At 68.2% G+C, this 19,730-nt stretch carries 21 protein-coding genes; 10 read left to right on the top strand and 11 right to left on the bottom strand.

Going from position 1 to position 19,730, the window contains the following annotated elements; all coding sequences use genetic code 11:
- Nucleotides 1–204: 204 nt before the first annotated feature.
- Entirely contained in the window at nt 205–915 is a 711-nt protein-coding gene (locus ACSQ9I_RS00445) for a Crp/Fnr family transcriptional regulator (RefSeq protein ID WP_436311904.1), read from the bottom strand.
- Between the two features lie 111 nt (nt 916–1,026).
- Between ACSQ9I_RS00445 and ACSQ9I_RS00440 the strand changes: the two genes are divergently transcribed.
- From ACSQ9I_RS00440 to ACSQ9I_RS00425, 4 genes are read left to right on the top strand one after another with little or no spacing between them, the layout of a single operon-like run.
- Nucleotides 1,027–1,944, top strand: coding sequence for a 3-keto-5-aminohexanoate cleavage protein (locus ACSQ9I_RS00440; RefSeq protein ID WP_093104653.1), 918 nt, complete (start codon nt 1,027–1,029; stop codon nt 1,942–1,944).
- 35 nt (nt 1,945–1,979) lie between these two features.
- Nucleotides 1,980–2,972, top strand: coding sequence for a Bug family tripartite tricarboxylate transporter substrate binding protein (locus ACSQ9I_RS00435; RefSeq protein ID WP_436311903.1), 993 nt, complete (start codon nt 1,980–1,982; stop codon nt 2,970–2,972).
- A gap of 11 nt (nt 2,973–2,983) precedes the next feature.
- Nucleotides 2,984–3,925, top strand: a complete 942-nt coding sequence (locus ACSQ9I_RS00430) for a 3-hydroxyacyl-CoA dehydrogenase NAD-binding domain-containing protein (protein ID WP_436311902.1) — start codon at nt 2,984–2,986, stop codon at nt 3,923–3,925.
- Between the two features lie 24 nt (nt 3,926–3,949).
- On the top strand, nt 3,950–5,764 hold the full coding sequence (locus ACSQ9I_RS00425; RefSeq protein ID WP_436311901.1) for a feruloyl-CoA synthase: 1,815 nt from the start codon (nt 3,950–3,952) through the stop codon (nt 5,762–5,764).
- Between the two features lie 13 nt (nt 5,765–5,777).
- Here ACSQ9I_RS00425 and ACSQ9I_RS00420 read toward each other — a convergent pair whose 3' ends face one another.
- The gene (locus ACSQ9I_RS00420; protein ID WP_436302281.1) at nt 5,778–5,918 is read right to left on the bottom strand and encodes a hypothetical protein; all 141 of its coding nucleotides are present in this window, start codon (nt 5,916–5,918) and stop codon (nt 5,778–5,780) included.
- A 158-nt stretch (nt 5,919–6,076) separates the two neighbouring features.
- Between ACSQ9I_RS00420 and ACSQ9I_RS00415 the strand changes: the two genes are divergently transcribed.
- On the top strand, nt 6,077–6,469 hold the full coding sequence (locus tag ACSQ9I_RS00415) for a DUF1801 domain-containing protein (RefSeq protein ID WP_436294776.1): 393 nt from the start codon (nt 6,077–6,079) through the stop codon (nt 6,467–6,469).
- 15 nt (nt 6,470–6,484) lie between these two features.
- Here the strand turns inward: ACSQ9I_RS00415 and ACSQ9I_RS00410 are convergent, their stop codons facing one another.
- The 5 genes from ACSQ9I_RS00410 to ACSQ9I_RS00390 form a co-directional block, all read right to left on the bottom strand.
- A complete protein-coding gene (locus tag ACSQ9I_RS00410; protein WP_436311900.1) occupies nt 6,485–7,183 on the bottom strand; it encodes a hypothetical protein in 699 nt (232 codons plus the stop codon).
- Between the two features lie 175 nt (nt 7,184–7,358).
- Entirely contained in the window at nt 7,359–7,775 is a 417-nt protein-coding gene (locus tag ACSQ9I_RS00405) for a DUF4259 domain-containing protein (RefSeq protein ID WP_436294779.1), read from the bottom strand.
- 92 nt (nt 7,776–7,867) lie between these two features.
- On the bottom strand, nt 7,868–8,620 hold the full coding sequence (locus tag ACSQ9I_RS00400) for a hypothetical protein (RefSeq protein ID WP_436311899.1): 753 nt from the start codon (nt 8,618–8,620) through the stop codon (nt 7,868–7,870).
- A 124-nt stretch (nt 8,621–8,744) separates the two neighbouring features.
- The gene (locus ACSQ9I_RS00395; protein WP_436311898.1) at nt 8,745–9,218 is read right to left on the bottom strand and encodes an RES family NAD+ phosphorylase; all 474 of its coding nucleotides are present in this window, start codon (nt 9,216–9,218) and stop codon (nt 8,745–8,747) included.
- Nucleotides 9,215–9,739, bottom strand: coding sequence for an antitoxin Xre/MbcA/ParS toxin-binding domain-containing protein (locus ACSQ9I_RS00390; RefSeq protein ID WP_436311897.1), 525 nt, complete (start codon nt 9,737–9,739; stop codon nt 9,215–9,217). Before ACSQ9I_RS00390 ends, ACSQ9I_RS00395 begins: the two co-directional genes overlap by 4 nt.
- 173 nt (nt 9,740–9,912) lie before the next feature.
- Between ACSQ9I_RS00390 and ACSQ9I_RS00385 the strand changes: the two genes are divergently transcribed.
- Entirely contained in the window at nt 9,913–10,362 is a 450-nt protein-coding gene (locus ACSQ9I_RS00385) for a helix-turn-helix transcriptional regulator (protein ID WP_436311896.1), read from the top strand.
- On the opposite strand, the gene ACSQ9I_RS00380 is transcribed toward ACSQ9I_RS00385, so the two are convergent.
- The gene (locus tag ACSQ9I_RS00380) at nt 10,354–11,439 is read right to left on the bottom strand and encodes an IS630 family transposase (protein ID WP_436311895.1); all 1,086 of its coding nucleotides are present in this window, start codon (nt 11,437–11,439) and stop codon (nt 10,354–10,356) included. The two genes, ACSQ9I_RS00385 and ACSQ9I_RS00380, sit on opposite strands and share 9 nt — an antisense overlap.
- A 115-nt stretch (nt 11,440–11,554) precedes the next feature.
- Here ACSQ9I_RS00380 and ACSQ9I_RS00375 point away from each other — a divergent pair, with 115 nt between their 5' ends.
- Entirely contained in the window at nt 11,555–11,965 is a 411-nt protein-coding gene (locus tag ACSQ9I_RS00375; RefSeq protein WP_093106890.1) for a VOC family protein, read from the top strand.
- A 41-nt stretch (nt 11,966–12,006) separates the two neighbouring features.
- Nucleotides 12,007–14,394, top strand: coding sequence for an ATP-binding cassette domain-containing protein (locus tag ACSQ9I_RS00370; RefSeq protein ID WP_436311894.1), 2,388 nt, complete (start codon nt 12,007–12,009; stop codon nt 14,392–14,394).
- Nucleotides 14,395–14,437: 43 nt separating this feature from the next.
- Here the strand turns inward: ACSQ9I_RS00370 and ACSQ9I_RS00365 are convergent, their stop codons facing one another.
- Complete coding sequence (locus ACSQ9I_RS00365; protein WP_436311893.1) at nt 14,438–15,013, bottom strand: carboxymuconolactone decarboxylase family protein; 576 nt, start codon at nt 15,011–15,013, stop codon at nt 14,438–14,440.
- A 102-nt stretch (nt 15,014–15,115) separates the two neighbouring features.
- Here ACSQ9I_RS00365 and ACSQ9I_RS00360 point away from each other — a divergent pair, with 102 nt between their 5' ends.
- Nucleotides 15,116–15,436 carry a winged helix-turn-helix transcriptional regulator gene (locus ACSQ9I_RS00360; RefSeq protein ID WP_436311892.1) on the top strand — a complete coding sequence of 107 codons (321 nt, stop codon included), beginning with the start codon at nt 15,116–15,118 and terminating at the stop codon, nt 15,434–15,436.
- Nucleotides 15,437–15,480: 44 nt separating this feature from the next.
- Nucleotides 15,481–16,452: a threo-3-hydroxy-L-aspartate ammonia-lyase gene (locus ACSQ9I_RS00355; RefSeq protein WP_436311891.1), complete on the top strand. Its 972-nt coding sequence runs from the start codon at nt 15,481–15,483 to the stop codon at nt 16,450–16,452.
- 3 nt (nt 16,453–16,455) lie between these two features.
- Here the strand turns inward: ACSQ9I_RS00355 and ACSQ9I_RS00350 are convergent, their stop codons facing one another.
- Both ACSQ9I_RS00350 and ACSQ9I_RS00345 read right to left on the bottom strand, forming a co-directional pair.
- Entirely contained in the window at nt 16,456–18,747 is a 2,292-nt protein-coding gene (locus tag ACSQ9I_RS00350) for a N,N-dimethylformamidase beta subunit family domain-containing protein (protein ID WP_436311890.1), read from the bottom strand.
- Complete coding sequence (locus ACSQ9I_RS00345) at nt 18,744–19,721, bottom strand: Bug family tripartite tricarboxylate transporter substrate binding protein (protein ID WP_436302270.1); 978 nt, start codon at nt 19,719–19,721, stop codon at nt 18,744–18,746. The genes ACSQ9I_RS00350 and ACSQ9I_RS00345 overlap by 4 nt, the downstream gene beginning before the upstream one ends.
- Nucleotides 19,722–19,730 lie beyond the last annotated feature (9 nt).

The following is a 19,730-nucleotide window of genomic DNA, read 5'->3' as shown; positions in this document are numbered from 1 at the left end:
CCTCGAGAATCAGCAGCGTGGTCCTCATGGCGGGCACGGCATGCGCATCTATCACTTCGATCGATTTCCCTGCACCGTGATCTACGCGGAAGACGCAAGCCTCGGGCCTCAGATCTTTGCCATCGCGCATCAGAGCCGCGAGCCCGCGTACTGGTCTTCCAGGCTCTGCTGCCCAGACGCGCTGCAGGCGAGTTCTCCGACGCACTATTCGACAAAGCGCCGCAGCCCTTCCAGATCGACCACGGTGATGCCGCCGTACTCGATGCGCAGCAGGCCCGCTTCGCGCAGCCGGTTGAGCGCCGCGTTGCAGCGCTGGCGCGAGAGGCCGGAGAGGTTGGCGATCTCTTCCTGCGAAGTCTGCAGATACACGTCGCTGCCCGGATGCAGCCACGGATGGAACAGGCCGGCCAGCGCGCGCGCCACCTGGCTGTCGGCATCGAGCAACCGGTGCGCCGCATAGTTGCCCATGAACCAGTGCAGGCGCTCGTTGATCTGGTTCAGCAGGAAGTGGTTGAAGCTCATCTGCGTGCGGTGCAGCCACTCGAAGGTGTCGAGCGGCAGCACCGCGACACGGCTGTCGCGCAGCGCGATGATGTCGGCCGAGCGCGGCATCGCGCGCAACAGCGTGCCTTCGCCGAACCAGCTGCCGACCGACAGGCCGCCGAAGGTGACGGAGCGGCCGTCGCTCGATGTCATCGACCACTTGAGCAGGCCTTCGAGCGTGCCGTACCAGTGCAGCGGCGCGTCGCCGCGGCGGCACAGCGCGGCGCCGGCGGCCACCGACTCCTCGCGCATGTCATCGAGCACGCGCGCCTGCGCCGCCGCGTCCAGCCCGGGGAACCAGACCGATCGCTGCAGCAGCTCGGGAATCGACAAGGACGCCGGCGGTCTCTGGCTCGGCCTGGTGTGCGGCATCGACGCTCCTGCTGGCTGCGGCTCGTAAACCCTGATCTCAAATGTCATCGCAATGACTGCCGGGACGACGGCAGCCAAAAATAATAGCGCGCCGTCCACAGGAGAAAGCCCATGTCCAAGCGCAAAGTGATCGTGACCATCGCCCCCACGGGCGGCATGGCGCACAAGTCGCAGAACCCGCATCTTCCCACCCAGCCCGAGGAGATCGCGGCGGATGTGGTGGCCTGCTGGAAGGCCGGCGCCAGCGTGGCCGCGATCCACGCGCGCCGGCCCGACGATGGCGCCACCTGCGACGCCGAGGTCTACCGCGACATCAACCGCCGCATCCGCGCCGCCGGCTGCGACATCGTGCTCAACAACTCCACCGGCGGCGGCGTGCACGGCGACATGATCAAGCCGCTGCCTGGGGGGCGCTGGGAGATCGCCTTCGACGAGCGCGTGAAGGGGATGGACGCCGGCGCCGAGATGTGCACGCTGGACGCGACCACGCTCAACCTCAGCTTCGAGGGCCGCGAGATCCTGATGGACACGCCGCTCACCAAGGGCCGCGAGCTCGCGGCCGGCATGAAGGCGCGCGGCATCAAGCCCGAGTGGGAGGTGTTCAGCCCCACCCACATCCTGCAGGACACCACCACGCTGATCGAGGAGGGGCTGGACGAGGCGCCCTACTTCATCAACCTGGTGATGAACGTGCACCGCAACTTCCAGAACGCGATGCCCTTCTCGCCGCGGCATCTGCAGATGATGGTGGACACGCTGCCCAAGGGCGCGATCTTCTGCGTGAGCGGCATCGGCCCCTCGCAGCTCGAGGCCAACATCAGCGCGCTGCTGCTCGGCGGCCATGCGCGCGTCGGCCTGGAGGACAACCTCTATTACCGTCACGGCGAGCTGGCCACCAACCTGCAGCTCACCGAGCGCATCGTGCGCCTCATCCGCGAGATGGACATGGAGCCCGCGACGCCGGCCGAGGCGCGCGACATGATGGGGCTGCCGCGCGTGGGCCTGCCGCGCCCCGAGTTCGCAGCCTGACCAACGATTCCGAGAGAACAGCAAGGAGACACACCATGACCGATCGCCGCCACTTCCTCCACACCCTGGGCGGCGCAGCCGCGCTCGCTGCCCTGCACCCCTTGGCCGCGCTGGCCCAGACCATCGAGCAGGTCAAGATCCTCTACGGCTTCCCGGCCGGCAGCGCCGGCGACGGCGTGGCGCGCCGCGTCGGCGAAAAGCTGGCCGGCTCTTCCTACACCCGCAACGCGGCCGTGGTCGAGAACAAGCCCGGCGCGGGCGGACGCATCGCGCTGGAGCTGCTCAAGGCGGCGCCGGCCGACGGCAGCGTGCTGGCGCTCACGCCCTTCTCCTGCACCTCGATCTACCCGCACATCTACAAGAAGCTGAGCTACGACCCGGTCAAGGACCTTGCGCCGGTGTCGATCGCCGCGGTGATGCACCACGGCCTGGCGGTCGGACCGCTGGTGCCGGCCAACGTCAAGACGGTGAAGGATTTCCTGGCCTGGGCCAAGGCCAACCCCAACGACGCGAGCTACGGGTCGCCGGCGGCCGGCTCGACGCCGCACTTCATCGGCGCGCTCTTGGGCATCAACAACGGCGTCGAGCTCAAGCACGTGCCCTACCGCGGCTCCATCCCCGGCGTGACCGACGTGGTGGGCGGCCAGATCGCCTCGATGATCACGCCCAGCGGCGACTTCATCGCCAACCACAAGGCGGGCAAGCTGCGCCTGATCGCCACCTCCGGCAAGGCGCGCTCGCCGTTCTCGCCCGAGGTCCCGACCCTGGCCGAACAGGGCTTTCCGGAACTGACCACCGAAGAGTGGTTCGGCTTCTACGCGCCGGCCAAGACGCCGGCCTCGGTGATCGCCGCCGCCAACGCGTCCATCAACGCCGCGATCAAGGACAAGTCCGTCATCGACAGCCTGGCGGTGGTCGGCCTGATCGCCCAGGGCTCCACCGTCGAGGAGATGGCCCGCTCGCAAAGCGCCGAGTTCGAGCGCTGGGGCCCATTGGTCAAGAAGGTCGGCTTCACGGCCGAATCCTGACGATGGCGCACATGGACACGGCCATCACACGCGTCGCGGTCGTCGGCACCGGCGTGATCGGCGCCAGCTGGGCGGCCTACTTCCTCGCCCACGGGCTCGACGTCGATGCCACCGATCCTTCGCCGGGCGCCGAGGCGCGCCTCTTCGAAGCCGTGGCGCAGCACTGGCCGACCTTGCAGCGCTTCGGGCTGGCCGAAGGTGCGGCGATGGAGCGGCTGCGCTTCCATGCAACGCTGGAAGACGCGGTGCGCGACGCCGACTTCGTGCAGGAGAACGGCCCCGAGCGCCTGGACTTCAAGATCGATCTGTTCCGCCGCATGGACGTGGCCGCGCAGCCGCACGCGATCCTCGCTTCGAGCTCTTCGGGGCTCGCGATCAGCGGCGTCCAATCCGGCTGCGCGCATCCCGCGCGCGTGGTGCTGGGCCACCCCTTCAATCCGCCGCACCTGATTCCGCTGGTCGAGGTGATTGGCGGCACGGCCACGTCGCCCGCGACCATCGAACGCACGATGGCCTTCTATGCCGCGATCGGCAAGCGCCCGATCCACGTGAAGCGCGAGGTCAAGGGCCATATCGCGAACCGGCTGCAGGCCGCGCTGTGGCGCGAGGCCTTTCACCTGGTCGACCAGGGCGTGGCCTCGGTGGCCGACATCGATGCGGCCATCGCGCACGGGCCCGGTTTGCGCTGGGCCGTGATGGGCCCGTTCATGAACCTGCATCTCTCCGGTGGCGCCGGCGGCATCGCGCATGTGCTCGCGCACCTGGGTGGGCCGATCGAGGACTGGTGGAAGGATCTGGGTGCACCCACGATGACACCCGAGCTCAAGCAGCAGGTGGCCGAAGGCGTGGCCGCGGAGCTGGGCCAACGCCACACCAGTGAGCTAGAAGCCGCGCGCGACATCCTGCTGTTGAACCTGATTCGCGCAAAAGCGGCGTCCGGCACACTCGAATAACCAAGCGCCTCCAGGAGACAAGCGATGACCGCCCCCGGCTTCTTCGACGACGAGCGCCAGCTCGCCCCGCCGCGCACCCTGCGCATCGACTTCGACGACGGCTCCTTCGCGCTGCGCTCGCCGGTGGCGCTCAGGCCCTATGCGCGCTGCATCGGCGAGTGGCTGGAGCGCTGGGCGCGCGAGACGCCCGATGCGCTGGCGCTGGCCGAGCGCGACGAAAGCGGCGAAGGCTGGCGCCGGCTCGACTACCGTGCGCTGCGCCGCGCCGTCGGCGCCGTGGCGCAAGGCCTGCTGGACCTGGGCGTGCCCGCAGACAAGCCGGTGGTGATCCTCTCCGACAACGCGATCGACCATGCGGTGCTGATGCTCGCCGCCATGCACATCGGCCGCACCGCCTGCTCGCTCTCCAGCGCCTATTCGCGCATGGCGAAGGACCCGACGCGGCTGCACAGCATGCTGCGCGCGCTCGAGCCGGCGCTGATCTATGCCTCGGATGCCAAGGTCTACGGCAGCGCACTGGCGGGCTCGCGCATCGATGCGCCGGCGGTGTTCAGCCGCAACGCCGGCGCCCACCCGGGCGCGCTCAGCTTCGCGCAGCTGCTCGAAACCGAGGAAACGCCGGCCGTCATGCAGGCCTTCGAGGCCATCCTGCCCGACACTCACGCCAAGTACCTGCTGACCTCGGGCTCGACCGGCCGGCCCAAGGTGGTAATCAACACGCACCGCATGCTGTGCGCCAACCAGCAGATGATTGCGCAGACCTGGCGCTTCCTCGACCAGGAGCCGCCGGTGCTGGTGGACTGGCTGCCCTGGAGCCACACCTTCGGCGCCAACCACAACTTCAACATCGTCCTCAGCCACGGCGGCGCGCTCTACATCGACGAGGGCCGGCCGGCGCCGGGGCTGATCGAGAAGACGGTGCGCAACCTGCGCGAGGTGCGGCCCACGCTGCTCTTCAACGTGCCGCGCGGCTACGACATGCTGCTGCCCTTCCTCGAGGCGGACGACACGCTCGCGGCCGAGGCCTTCTCGCGCCTGCGCCTGTGCTTCTATGCCGCCGCGGCGCTCGCGCCCTCGACCTGGCAGCGGCTCGAAGCGGTGGCGCGGCGCGCACGGCCCGCGCAGCCGCTGTGGCTCACCACTTCCTGGGGCGCGACCGAGACCTCGCCCGCGATCACCTCGGCGCACTGGAAGCTCGACGGCGCAGGCTGCATCGGCGCGCCGCTGCCGGGGCTGGAGCTGAAGTTCGTCCCCAACGGCGACAAGCTGGAGATGCGGGTCAAGGGCGTTTCGGTGTTTCCCGGCTATCGCGGTGCGCCGCGCGAGACCGCGCAGGCCTTCGACGAGGAGGGCTACTACCGCATCGGCGACGCGGGCTACCTGGTCGATGAAGCACGGCCCGAGTGCGGCGTGATGTTCAACGGCCGCGTGGCCGAGGACTTCAAGCTCACCAGCGCCACCTGGGTGTCGGTGGGCACGCTGCGCGTGGAGCTGGTCTCGCGGCTTGCGCCGCTGGTGCAGGACGTCGTGATCACCGGCCACGACCGCGAGGCGGTTGGCATGCTGGTGTTCGCCAGCCCGCAGGGCGCCGCGCTGCCGCGCGAGGAGCTGGCGGCCGCGCTGCGCCGCACGATGGCAGCCATGCGCGACGCCGGTGCAGGCTCCTCGCAACGCCCGGTGCGCGCACTGGTGCTCGCTACCCCGCCCGACATCGATGCCGGCGAGATCACCGACAAGGGCTACATCAACCAGCGCGCGGTGCTGACGCGGCGCGCGGCCGAGGTCGAGCGGCTGCATGGCAGCGCAGCCGACCCTGAGGTGGTGCGCCTGGACGATTGAGCTCGAGAAGCGGCTACGGAGCGTTCATGTAGCGCTCGACCTCGCAGGCCTGCCCTGCGGGATCGGCGCCGCAGGCCGTCGGAGGCGGTGCATGGGCCGCGCCCGCGCAGCCTGCCAGGATGAGAACACCAGCGATCGCGAAGATGGCTCGCATTGCGTCTCCTTGGTAGACAGCCTCGCGGCCATGACCAGCCTGCGAGGCCCACCCACGATACCGCAGGCACTCCGACTCCGCAGCGATCGCCGAAGCTTGTCGAACGACGGCTTGGCGCCCCGGTCCCGTTTAAGCTTCGCCGATCAAGCCTGTCCGGAATGCAAAAGACGACGCCTGCTTCCAGTCCCGACGCCTATGTGGCCGCCCTCGATGGCTGGCGTCGGGCGTGCGTCGGGGAATTGCGTGCGGCGGTTCGCGCCGCGTCGGCGATGGAGGAGGTCGTGAAATGGCGCCACCTCGTCTATCTCGCGAACGGGCCCGTGCTCCTCATTCGCGCGGAGGAAGCCCGGGTACTGTTCGGCTTCTGGCGAGGGCAGCAGCTGCGCGCCATCGAACCCGGGCTCAAGCCTGGAGGGAAGTACGAAATGGCCACGCTGGAACTGCGAGAGGGAATGACCGTCGACCCCGCCACAGTGCGCCTCCTGACGCGAAAGGCGGTCGCCCTCAATCGAACGCTTGGTGATCCGACTCTCGCAGCGAAGCGCAGCTGAACGACTGATGCAGGCTCAGCCCAGCAGCAGCGGATTGCGGCGCGCTTCGTCGAGCCGGCGCTGGCGTAGGGGTTCGACGCACTGCAGGCTGCGGCGGGCGGATGGCTGCGCGCACGCGTAGTTCATGCAGACCGCGCGGAACACGAAACTCAAGCCCGTGCACTTGGCCGACGGACCCCGGGCGCCGGCGCGGGCCAGCAGCGGTGCTGCACTGGCGTGGGCCGATGAAGACCTGCGCGGGGTTTTGCCTGGCGCCGCACGGGAGCGCTCCGCAACGACGGCAAGGGGTTCGGTGTCCGCCTTCGGCGCTTGCGCCAGCGCGACGGCCGGCGCATCCGACGATGCATGCATCGGCATTTTTTCGCTTGCCGAAGAGAAGGACCCGTCGCGAGGGCCGAAGGCCGCGACGACGATGAGCGGGATCGCCACGGTCCACATGGCCAGCAAGGCAACGGCGCGCAATGGCCGCGCCACCACGACGGGCGCGGGCGTCTTCGGTTCGTTGTCGGCCGGCCGCGCCGCTAGGCGGTCGGCGAGCCGGCGCCGCCGTCGCGCTTCGTCGGCCGCCAGTCTCGCGAACTGCCTGAGCTGCTCTTCCGTAGGACCCGGGCCGCCCCGGATGAAGCTTCCGAACGAGCGAACGATGGCGGCCTGCGCCTCTTCTCTTGCGCTCGCCGCGTTGCGGGTGGCGTCCAACTGGGCGCCGATCGACACCTCCGTCGTCCGCGCAGACCTTGAATTGAAACCCTCTGACATCAGTTCCTTCCAGCACCAAAAGCCATGAGACGGCATCACATCCGAGCTTGCGCATTTTTCTGTCGGACATCGTCTGAAGTCCTTGTCCCGGTGGTAACCGGGCGTTAAGACGCCCAGGGCCTGTTAACAGGCCCTAGCGCTGCAGACGCGCCGCAAGCCGTGTCAGGTTGGAAGCCCACCGGTTCGGCTTTTCTTCTTCCCATTGCTGGGCGAGCTCGGAGACATTGCGGTCCGCAACGCGGGCCAGGGCCAGCCTGGCGCGCGTCGCGAGCGCATGCAGTTCTTCTGTTCGTCTGCCGGCCAGGCACTCCACCGCTCGCGTTTTCGATGCCGCGGCGCCCTTGCCGATGGCGCCGGCGATCAGCTCGGCGGCAGCGACCGCGGCGGCCCCGTCGTCCGCATCGATGTGGCTTGCCATCTGCGCCATGTCGAGAGCCTGGGACACAAAGGCCGGATCCGCCCTGCGCTCGCATTCGGCCAGCCAGTCCTGCGCGGCGTCGTTGTCGAAAGCGCCGTCGCCCCACGCCCCGGCGTGCGCCGCCAGGTTCATCGAAAGTGCGAGTGCAGCAACAATCAAAAGATGCTTCGGCCGGCTCACCGTGGTCCACCTCATCGCAGCCGCCATGGCTGCCGGCGACAAGGCTACATCAACCAGCGCGCGCTGCCGGCGCGGCGCGCGGCGGGACTCGAAAAGCTGTCCGGCAACGCCAGCGATGCAGTGGTCATCCGGCTGGACTGAAGCACGGCCAGGTCGGTCTCGACTTCGAGGAAGCAGGCCAGCATCGCATTGACGCCCGGCGCGCGGCCGGTGCCGTCGCGCCAGTGCGGCAGCTCGTGGTCCATCTGGACGCAGAGATCGTTCCACGCCTCGGCCAGCGCGGCCCAGGGCACGACCGCAGGTTCGCTGACGCGGCCCGCCAGCAGCAGGAGCGCGCGCCGCAGCGAGGGGGTCTGCTCCACCAGCAGGCGGCAGCGGCGGAACTCGCTCGCGCTGCGCGGCAGGTCGAGCGCGGCGCCGCCGTAGTGCGGCGGGCGAACGCCGGTCAAGAGCGTGAAGAGCGCCAGGCTCGAAAGCCCCTGTTCACCGGCCGCGAGCCAGCGCACCGCATCCGGCTCGAGCCGGCGCGCAGCACGGCCCAGCTGCGCGCGCACGCGTCCCATGGCGGCGGGCGCTTCCTGCTCGCGGATGCGCGCCAGCCCTTGCGGCGGCCCGAGGACGGCAGTGGCGCCCAGCATGCGCGCGACGTCGGCATGCAGCACGTCGATGTCGCTCGCCTCCTTCAAGAGAAGCAGCCAGTCGCGCAGCGGCATGTGGCCGTACACGATCCTGCAGCCTTCGCGCTGCTGGATCTTGTAGTTCGGCTCGCCCGCGGCCGGCAACTTCGATGGGGTCATGCCGGTATATCGGCAGACCGGGGGCCGGCGAACAGGGCGACGCCAAGAAAAGATGCGAGCGTGGTGTGCGGGTAGCGCTCACTCCAGCTTCATGCCCGAATCCGCCAAGCGAATCGCGCCAAGCTCATGACCTGAAGAGCCGGTCGTATTCGAACAGGCGAACGATTCGCGGTGCGATCCGCTTCGACTGCGGATGGAGAGGATTGATCAGGGCCGCTCGTTCCTCTGGAACCACCACCGAAGGCACCAGCAGAATCGGCGTTCGCAGCGAGGCAAGCCACGCGGAGCCGATCCTCACGCTGGCATGACCCGCGGGGATCGCTGACCAGGTCGCAGGCAGGGACGCCACGTCGAGTTCTTCGCGCGACTCCCACATGTCATCCGGTACATCCAGCTCGAGCAGATATCGGTTCAGCGGAAGGCCGGTGTTGTCGATGTGCGCAGCGGTCTCGAGCACCGCGATGGAGACGGACGGCGCCGCGTAGACGACCGGCTGGCCAGTGTCGTTCCATCGGCCGGGATGCTTGGCTGCGCCGCCGCCGCTGAGATCATCGGCGCGGTACTTTCGAGTATCGGCCGCGATTCGCCACAGCTTCACTGGTAGGCGCCGCTCTCGATGGAGCCCAGCAGACGGGCGACGACCTCCACGCCCGTCGGCGTGTCGATCAGGTCCGCGGGCTTGCGGCCGCCGAGAGAGGGCTGGGGCCGCTCGATCCATTGGCCGAGCCATTTCGCGGCATCGAAGCCCTTCGCCTCGGGCGCCTTGCTGTTCTCGACGATGTCCTGTGCGATTCCGAGGAGCTTGATCATGCCGATCGCGGCTTGGCCGCCACTGCCGGAGACCAGCTCGCCCGCAGCGGCCTTCTTCTCGGCCGTGGCCTTCGGCACGCCGAGGATGGCGAAGAAACGCGAAGTCGCAAGGTCCATCCTCTTGGACAGATCCTTGATGAAGATTCCCTGCACACCCTGGCGTTCGATCGCCACGATTTCCATCGGCGTGGCGCCGGACACCGCGCGCACGTAGGCGTCGACACCTTTGTTCCGCTGATAGACGATGACGGCCTGGGGGCCGCGACGCGGCTTGGGGGCGGAACCGGTTCTGGTCTGTGACGACAACATGGCTGGCCTCGGTATGTCTATATGAAGACTAATTTTAGTCTCATTCTAGACGACACAGGCCGAACAGTCCCTGCAAGCCATCGCGGCCTGACCCAGCCGCAACGAAGGATCACCTCGGATACACCACGTCGACGGGCTTGAGCACTCCGGTGCGGCGTGACACGATCGCGCAGATGACCAGCAGACCCGCCGCAGCGCAGCACCTGCGCGACCTCGCGAGGCTACGCCGCGTTCGCGACCGGATCGACCGGGAGTACGCGCAGCCGCTGGACGTCGAGGCGCTCGCCCGTGGCGTGAACATGTCGGCCGGGCACCTCAGCCGCCAGTTCCGGCTCGCCTACGGCGAGTCGCCGTACGCCTATCTGATGACGCGGCGCATCGAGCGCGCGATGGCGCTGCTGCGTCGTGGCGATCTCAGCGTCACAGAGGTCTGTTTCGAGGTCGGCTGCTCGTCGCTGGGCACCTTCAGCACTCGCTTCACCGAGCTGGTCGGCATGCCGCCCAGCACCTATCGGCGCCAGGGAGCGCGCGCGACCGCGGGGATCCCGTCGTGCGTGGCGAAACAAGTCACCAGACCGATCAGGAATCGAGAAGCGCCGATCACCGAGCCGCAACTAGTGTAGTGTTCCATTCTGTTTGGAACTTAAGCGGCGATTGGCACGGATGACCTTCTGCAGGATGTCGCGAGCGCTCTTGGTCCAGATAAACGGCTTGGGCTTGATGTTGTGATGCGCGACATACTCGTCGATGGCAGCGACGAGTTCGGGCACGCTGGTGAACACGCCTCGGCGCAGCCGCTCGGTGGTGATGTCGCGGAAGAACCGCTCGACCATGTTCAGCCACGACGCCGAGGTGGGCGTGAAGTGCATTTCGAATCGGGGATGCTTGGCCAGCCACTGCTGCACGGCCGGATGCTTGTGCGTGGCGTAGTTGTCGGCGATCAGATGCAGCGTCTTGCCCTTGGGCGTCTCGCGATCGATTTGGCGCAGGAACTTCAGCCACTCGATGTGGGTGTGGTGCTGCTGGCACTGGCCGATGACCTGGCCGTCCAGCACGTTGAGCGCGGCGAACAAGGTGGTGGTGCCGTTGCGCTTGTAATCGTGCGTCATGGTGGCCGCGCGCCCCTTCTTCATCGGCAGTCCCGGCTGCGTGCGGTCCAGCGCCTGCACCTGGCTCTTCTCGTCGCAGCACAGCACCAGGGCGTGCTCGGGTGGCGACATGTACAGCCCCACGATGTCTTCGAGCTTCTGGACGAACTTCGGATCGCGCGAGCCCTTGAAGCCGCGCACGATGTGCGGCTTCAAGCCGTGGGCGTGCCAATGCCGCATGACGGTGCTGGCGCTGACGCCCAACTCGGCGCCCATCTTGCGCGTGCTCCAGTGCGTGGCCGCCTCGGGCGTGCTCTGGGTCGTCAACGCCACCAGGCGAGCAACGTCCACCTTCACCGGCGGCACCCCGCGTGGCAGATCGCGCTCGATGCCCGCAAGCCTCGACTCGAGATAGCGCTCACGCCAGCGCGACACCTGCACCCGGCCCACACCCACCTGCGCGGCAATCTCCTTGTTCTGCAGCCCCTGCGAAGCCAGCAACACGATGCGCGCGCGCAGCGCCAGCCTCACGCTGGTGAGCTTGGAACGAGCCAGCCGCGTCAACTCGGCTCGCTCCTCATCGGTCAGCACAATCTCGGGGGCCACTCGCACTTGCGTTCTCCACTCTGCTTCGTAGTAGAGCATCGGAGACCCGCCCTTCAATTAAGTTCCCACAAGCGCGCAACACTACACTAGACTGGCCGCCACCGCAACCAGACTGACCGCCATGGACATCACCATTCACTCGAGCTTCCTCCCGCACAACGACCCGGACGCCTCCCTGGCCTTCTACCGCGACATCCTCGGCTTCGAGGTCCGCAATGACGTCGGATACAACGGGATGCGCTGGATCACGGTCGGCCCCGCCGACCAGCCTGGCACGTCCATCGTCCTGCACCCGCCGGCCGCCACCCCCGGCGTCACCGACGACGAGCGCCGCACCATCGCCGAGATGATGGCCAAGGGAACCTACGCCATCATCATCCTGGCCACCGCCGACCTCGACGGCACCTTCGCTCGCCTGCAGGCGAGCGGCGCCGAGCTCATCCAGGAGCCCACCGAGCAGCCGTACGGCGTGCGCGACTGTGCCTTCCGCGATCCCGCAGGCAACCACATCCGGATCAACGAAGTGCGCTGAGCGGTCCGGCAATGCGGCCCCGCCCAACAGATGGAGACACGATGAGCAAGGCGACGAGGAAGGACACGCCGTCGCCTGCGCTGCACGTTGCCGACCGCCACGGTCTGATCCGCGTGCAGGGCGCGCGCGTGAACAACCTCAAGGACATCAGCGTCGAGCTTCCGAAGCGCCGGCTGACGGTGTTCACCGGCGTCTCCGGCTCGGGCAAGAGTTCGCTGGTGTTCGGCACCATCGCCGCGGAATCGCAGCGGCTGATCAACGAGACCTACAGCGCCTTCGTGCAGGGTTTCATGCCGACGATGGCGCGGCCTGAGGTCGACGTACTCGACGGCCTGACGACCGCGATCATCGTCGACCAGGAGCGGATGGGCGCCAACGCCCGCTCTACCGTCGGCACCGCCACCGACGCCAACGCGATGCTGCGCATCCTCTTCAGCCGGCTCGGCAAGCCGCACATCGGCTCACCCAACGCGTTCTCCTTCAACGTCGCCTCGGTCCGGGCGACCGGTGTGATCACCGTCGAGCGCGGCGGCAGCAAGACGGTGAAACAGAGCTTCAGCCGCACGGGCGGCATGTGCCCGCGCTGCGAGGGCATGGGCACGGTCTCCGATATCGACCTCACCCAGCTGTACGACGATTCCAAGTCGCTCAACGAGGGCGCGATCACGATCCCGGGCTACAGCATGGACGGCTGGTATGGCCGCATCTTCCGCGGCTGCGGCTTCTTCGACCCGGACAAGCCGATCCGCAAGTTCACCAAGAAGGAGCTGCACGATCTCCTCCACAAGGAGCCGACCAAGATCAAGGTCGATGGCATCAACCTGACGTACGCGGGGCTGATCCCGCAGATCCAGAAATCGTTCCTGTCCAAGGACCTCGACGCGCTGCAGCCGCATATCCGCGCCTTCGTGGAGCGGGCGATGACGTTCGACACCTGCCCCGACTGCGGCGGCACCCGGCTCAGCGAGGCCGCCCGGTCCTCCAGGATCAGGAAGATCAACATCGCCGACGCCTGCGCGATGCAGATCAGCGACCTGGCCGATTTTGTCCGTGGCCTCGAAGAGCCGTCGGTCGCGCCGTTGCTCGCCAAGCTGCTGCATACCCTCGACTCGTTCGTGGAGATCGGGCTGGGCTACCTCTCGCTCGACCGGCCGTCGGGCACGCTGTCGGGCGGCGAGGCACAGCGCACCAAGATGATCCGCCATCTCGGCTCGTCGCTCACCGACGTCACCTACGTCTTCGACGAGCCCACCATCGGCCTGCATCCCCACGACATCCAGCGGATGAACGAGCTGCTGCTGCAGCTGCGGGACAAAGGCAATACGGTGCTCGTCGTCGAGCACAAACCGGAGGCGATCGCGATCGCCGACCACGTCGTCGACCTGGGCCCGGGCGCCGGTACGGCGGGCGGCACCGTCTGCTACGAGGGAACCGTCGAGGGGCTGCGGGCCAGCGGCACCCTCACCGGGCGCCACTTCGACGACCGGGCCGCCCTCAAGGAGACGGTACGAACGCCGACGGGCCAGCTTCCGATCCGCGGCGCGAACACTCACAACCTGAAGGACGTCGACGTCGACATCCCGCTCGGCGTGCTTTGCGTGATCACCGGCGTGGCGGGCTCCGGCAAGAGCTCGCTCGTGCACGGATCGATCCCCGCCGGCGAGGGTGTGGTGTCGGTCGACCAGGGCGCGATCCGCGGCTCGCGACGGAGCAACCCAGCGACCTACACCGATCTGCTCGAGCCGATCCGCAAGGCGTTCGCAAAGGCCAACGGCGTGAAGCCGGCGCTGTTCAGCGCCAACTCCGAGGGCGCCTGCCCCACCTGCAACGGCGCCGGCGTCATCTACACCGATCTGGCGACGATGGCCGGCGTCGCCACGACCTGCGAGGACTGCGAGGGCAAGCGATTCCAGGCGTCGGTCCTGGAGCACCGCTTCGGCGGCCGCGACATCAGCGAGGTGCTCGCGATGTCGGTGTCCGAGGCCGAGGAGTTCTTCGGCGCCGGCGAGGCGCACACGCCGGCCGCGCACGCCATCCTCGAGCGGCTCGCCGATGTGGGCTTGAGCTACCTCAGCCTCGGCCAGCCGCTCACCACGTTGTCCGGCGGCGAGCGGCAGCGGCTCAAGCTGGCCACCCACATGGCCGAGAAGGGCGGCGTCTACGTCCTCGACGAGCCGACCAGCGGCCTCCATCTCGCCGACGTCGAGCAGCTGCTCGGCCTGCTCGACCGGCTCGTCGACGCCGGCAAGTCGGTCATCGTCATCGAGCATCACCAGGCGGTCATGGCGCACGCCGACTGGATCGTCGACCTCGGCCCCGGCGCCGGCCACGACGGCGGCCGGATCGTCTTCGAGGGCACACCCGCCGACCTCGTCGCCGCCCGCTCCACCCTCACCGGCGAGCACCTCGCGGCCTACGTCGGCACCTGACCCCCTGCTGCGCAAGCGTTGGGATCACCCCAGATGCACCGCGTCAACGGGCTTGACCCCACCGCGCCGCCCATGTCTCCAGCGGCACCCGCGCCGCGACGCAGACGTAGCTGATCGCGTGGTACCAGCCGGCGAGCATCAGCAGCTCGATCAACTGTGGCGGCGTCCAGTGCGCCGACAACGATTGCCAGAGCGCGTCGTCGACATCGGCCTTGTCGTGCAGCGCGTCCACCATCTGCAACAGCAGCCGATCACGCAGTGCAAGCACTTCGAGGTCGGCGACGGCCGAGACGATGGCCTCGCGCTCACGTTCGCCCAGTCCCGCAGCCTGGGCGAACGCCGCCCAATGCACGCCCCATTCGTACTCCGCGCCGCAGCGCGCACACACGCGCAGGATGACGATCTCCCGATCGCGCAGCGGAAGGCTTGCCTTGCGGCCCAGCAGGTAGCCGCCCCATGGCATCGATCGATCGGCCAGCGCCGGATTGATCGCCAGTACCCGGAAGAGCGCCAGGATCTCTGGCGCATCGGGAGGCGTCATCTTTTTCAGCAGCGCACCGAGCTCTTCCGGATAGGGCGGCGCAAGCGGTGCGATGCGTGGTTCGGACGGGGTCGTCATCGGCAATTCCTCTGGCTAGAATGGCTGCATTTCGCTACGGAATTCGTAGCAGCAGAATGCAGTCTATCGCTACGGATTCCGTAGCGCAATCACCTTTGCAGCATGAACGCCAAGACTTCCGATGCCCTCCCCGTCACGGCCCGGCGACCGATCATGGCCCTGCTCGAGCAGCTCGGCCGCAAGGGCACATTGCGCATCCTGTGGGAGCTGCGCGACGGCGCGCCGCAGAGCTTCAGGCTGCTGCAGACGAATGCGGGCGAGATGTCGCCCTCGGTCCTCAACGACCGCATCAAGGAACTGCGCGCGCTGAACATCGTCGAGTTGGCCGAGCTCGGCTATGCGCTCACCGAATCGGGCGTCGAACTCGTGAAGCGCCTGAAGCCGCTCAACCAGTGGGCGGACCACTGGTTCGAGGAGCTTTGATAATTTGTCCAGATATAGATAATCTGTCCATACCGAGGAACGCCATGCCTGAGACCCTGAAACTGCCCACCTTCGAAGACGTCGCCGCCGCTGCCGCGCGCATCGAAGGCCATGCCCATCGCACGCCGGTCCTGCGCTCGCGCACGGCCGACGAAGAGCTGGGCGCTGAAGTGTTCTTCAAGTGCGAGAACCTGCAGCGCATGGGCGCCTTCAAGTTCCGCGGCGCCTTCAATGCCTTGTCGAAGTTCGACGAGCGCCAGCGCCGCGCCGGCGTGGTGGCCTTCTCTTCGGGCAACCATGCGCAGGCCATCGCGCTCGCGGCACGCATCCTCGGCATGCCCGCCACCATCGTGATGCCGCACGATGCGCCGGCGGCCAAGGTGGCGGCCACCAAGGGCTACGGCGGCCAGGTCGTGATCTACGACCGCTACAAGGACGACCGCGAACAGATCGGCCGCGAGCTCGCCGAGAAGCACGGCCTGACGCTGATCCCGCCCTATGACCATCCGGACGTGATCGCGGGCCAGGGCACGGCGGCGAAAGAACTGTTCGAGGAGGTGGGGCCGCTCGATGCCTTCTTCGCTCCCATGGGCGGCGGCGGCCTGATCTCGGGCTCGGCGCTCTCGACGCGCGCGCTTTCGCCGCAGTGCAAGGTCTACGGCGTGGAGCCGGAAGCGGGCAACGACGGGCAGCAGTCGTTTCGCAGCGGCAAGATCGTCCACATCGACACGCCCAAGACCATCGCGGACGGCGCGCAGACGCAGCACCTTGGCCAACACACCTTCCCCATCATCCGCCGCGATGTCGACGACGTGCTCACCGCGAGCGACGCGCAGCTGGTCGAGGCCATGCGTTTTTTCGCCTCGCGCATGAAGCTGGTGGTGGAGCCCACCGGCTGCCTGGGCTTTGCGGCCGCACGCGAGATGAAGGCGCAGCTGCGCGGCAAACGCATCGGCGTGCTGGTGAGCGGCGGCAATGTCGACGTGGAACGCTTCGGCGCCCTGCTCGCAGGCTGAGCCTCAGGCCCGCGGCTGCACGCCGAAGCGGTACAGCACGTTCTTGAGCAGCTTGCCGAAGTTCGGGTCGCTGCCGATCACCCAGGCCGCGCCGACCGCGCCGGCGTGAAACACGCGCCCGCCTTGCGGCCGTTCCCAGTAGATCATCTCGGCCGAGAGTCCGCCGATCGACTCGGTGAGATTCGAGTGGTAGTCGAGGTAGGCGTCGAGCTTGCCGGGCACGCGCCGGATGCCGTTGGCGATGACCTCGATGCCTTCCTGCGGCGCCGGCAGCGCAGCACCCGGCGGCGTGTGCTTCGTCATGCGTGCGAGCGTGGCGATCGTCAGGTCCCACTCATGGCCGATCGCGCGCGGCAAGCCACCGCCCGGCGCATGGCCGAAGGTCTGTCTCTTGGCCAAGCCCAGAGGATGCGGCTCGTTGAACAACGCATGCGCCGGCTGTTCCACGTGGTAGACGCCGAAGTCCTCGCCGTCGGCAAAGGCCCAGCCCGCGGTCTCCAGGCCGATGATGTCGGCCGCCGGCCGGCCCGAGGCCTTGAGGCGGCCGCCACGCGCCCAGTCCTGGCTGTGGTACTGCTCGCCGAAGGGCCCGGCGGGCGGGCCCACCGGCGGCACGGTTTCGTCGTGATGGGGGCCGTTGACCTTGCGTTGCTCCATGACGCTGAAGTCCTCGTCGTAACTCACGCGCAAGTACATGGTGTTGCCCGACAGCACGATCGCGCTGCCGCCGCGGCAGAGGTAGTCGTCGAGACCCTCGACGCCGGGCAGCGACCAGTATTCGCTGTGGCCGTTGACGAACACGGTCTGGTAGCGCGAGAGGATCGCGGGATCGCGATGCAGGTCGATGTCGCCGATCACGTCGAAGTCGTAGCCCTCGCGCGCGAGCCAGACGTGCAGGCGGCGCTCCAGCCGCGTCCACTGGCTGAAGCCGCTGCCGGCCGGATCGTAGAGCGCACTGGGGCTGGCGTTGGGCCAGGGCATGCGCAGGCCGACCTGGTAGCAGGGCTGGCCGGCGCGGTGGTAGGTGTAGCTGCTGTAGGCCGGCGCTTCCGGATGGCAGTTCTCCAGGCCGGCCGCACGGCGCGGCCACACAGGATCGTCGACCACGTTCTTCGCGAAGGGCGTGCTCGCATAGGCCAGCCAGCTGTTGACGGCGCACAGCACGAGGATCGGCGCCGGCGCTGCATGCGCCGGCTTCCTGACGATGAAAGTGATGTCGTAGTCGGCTTCGCGGCCGCCCTGCTCGAAGCGGATGCGGCCGACGTAGACGCCGGACTTCGCATCTTCGGGGATGCGGAACTCGTGCGTCGTCTCCCATCGGCAGTCGTAGAGATCGTCGCTCGCGAAGCGCAGGCCGTGGCCGCGCGTCGGATCGGCGAAGGGGTCGTAGCCTGATTCGGCGTCTTCGCTGGGTGCGACCTTCGCAGGCTCGAAGGCGGGGCCGACGATCATCCAGGTGCCGTGGTTGACGATGCGGCCGGTGCGCTGATGGCCGCTGGCGTCGGCCACCTGCGCGCCGCGCTCCTCGCGCAGCGGCCAGCAGGCGAGCACCGAGCGGCCGGAGGCGATCGCGAGGCCGCGCTGCGCGTGGCGCTCGGCAATCTCTTCAGGTACCAGCGCGCGACCGTAGAGGACCGGCATTGCGAGATCGGCTTCGAGGAAGACGTCGGCCAGACCGTCGACGCCGCTCGCGCCCATTCGCAGCGGCGCCGGACCGGGCCGGACTTCCTGCCCCGCATCCCATTGCCCGACCTGTTGACCATCGATCCACAGCGCCGCGACGCGGCCGTTCCACGTGGCGGCCACATGCTGCCAGCGGCGCTCGACGAGCCGGCCGTGCGCCCGCTGCGCCTCGGCGCGGAAGCCCCGGCCATCGCCGAGGTAGAAGGCGAGCGCCCCACCCTCCTCGATGAACAGGCCCCAGCCGCAGTGGGCGGGAAAGTCGTATTGGCCAATAAGGGTCTGGCGCGTGGCGATGCTCCAGGGCTTGACCCAGCATTCCAGCGTCAGGCCGTGGAGCGGCAGCGCCGCATCCAGCCCCTTCTCGACGAAGACATAGGAGCCCGGGTGGATGGCCTGCACGCGCGCGGGCGACGGCGCGAAGGCGTGCAGCACGACATCGTCGCTGCGCCCTTCCACATCGCTGCCGAGCTGGCAGACCGAGAGCTGGTAGCCGCGGTCGCTGCTGACGTGAAAGCGCACGCATTCGCCGGCGGCCACGCTCTTGCGGTCGGCGTAGCCGTGAACACCGGGAAGATTCAGGGACTTGTGCGGAGGGATCGGTGGCGTCGTCATTCGGACGTGAAACCGGAAGCCTTGACCACTGGCCCCCAACGCTTGAGATCGTCGGCAATGAGCTTGGTCAATTCCTCGGGCGTGCTCGGACTCGGATCGCTGCTGAGCTTCTGCAAGCGCTCCTGCACTTCCTTGTTGGCGAGCGCCTTGCCGAGCGCCGCATGCAGCTGGTCGACGATGGGCCGCGGCGTGCCGGCGGGCACGAAGAGACCGGTCCATTCGAGGTTGTCGAAGTGCGGCTGGCCCAGTTCCTTGAGCGTCGGCACATCGGGCAGGAGCGCCGCGCGCTTCGCGCCGTTGACGGCCAGCACCTTGAGCTTGCCGCTTTGCTGGTGCGCGACCAGGTCGGCGATCGGGATGATGCCGGCCGCGATCTGGTTGCCCAGCAGGTCCTGCACCAGCGGCGCCGCGCCGCGGTAGGGCGCGGCCACCAGGTTGGCCTTGGCCTCGCTGCCGAGGCGGAAGCCCATGAACTGCGCGACGCTGCCAGGCGCGGGAACGCCGTAGCTCGCCTTCGACGGATCGGCGCGCGCGAGGTCCAGCCACTGCTGCACGTTCTGCGCCGGCAGCGCGGCGGGCACGGCAATGCCTTCGTAGAAGCTCACGATGCGGCCCACGGCCTGAAAGTCCTTCACCGGGTCGTAGCGCACCGACTTCGAGGTCAGCGGCAGCATCACCATCATGTGCATGTTGGCCAGCAGCACCGTGAGGCCGTCGGGCGGCGCGGCGCGCACATAGTCGGCCGCGATCTGCCCGCCGGCGCCGGTGCGGTTGTCGACGACCACCGTGGTGCCGAGCTCGGCCGCGAGCTTGTCGGCCAGCGTGCGTGCCTGCACGTCGGCCGAGCCGCCGGCCGGGTAACCGACGATGAGTTTCACGGGGCCCTTGCCGGCGGCGATCTGCGCCGAAGCGGCAGCGGCGAATGCGAGGGTCGCGCAGGCGAGCGCGGTCTTCAGGAGAACGGGGAGCTTCATCGGGGACCT

Source organism: Variovorax sp. LjRoot84 (assembly GCF_964254305.1).
Lineage (GTDB): Bacteria > Pseudomonadota > Gammaproteobacteria > Burkholderiales > Burkholderiaceae_C > Variovorax.
Note: the sequence above shows the minus strand (reverse complement) of the source record. Positions and strands in the feature narration are given on the sequence as shown.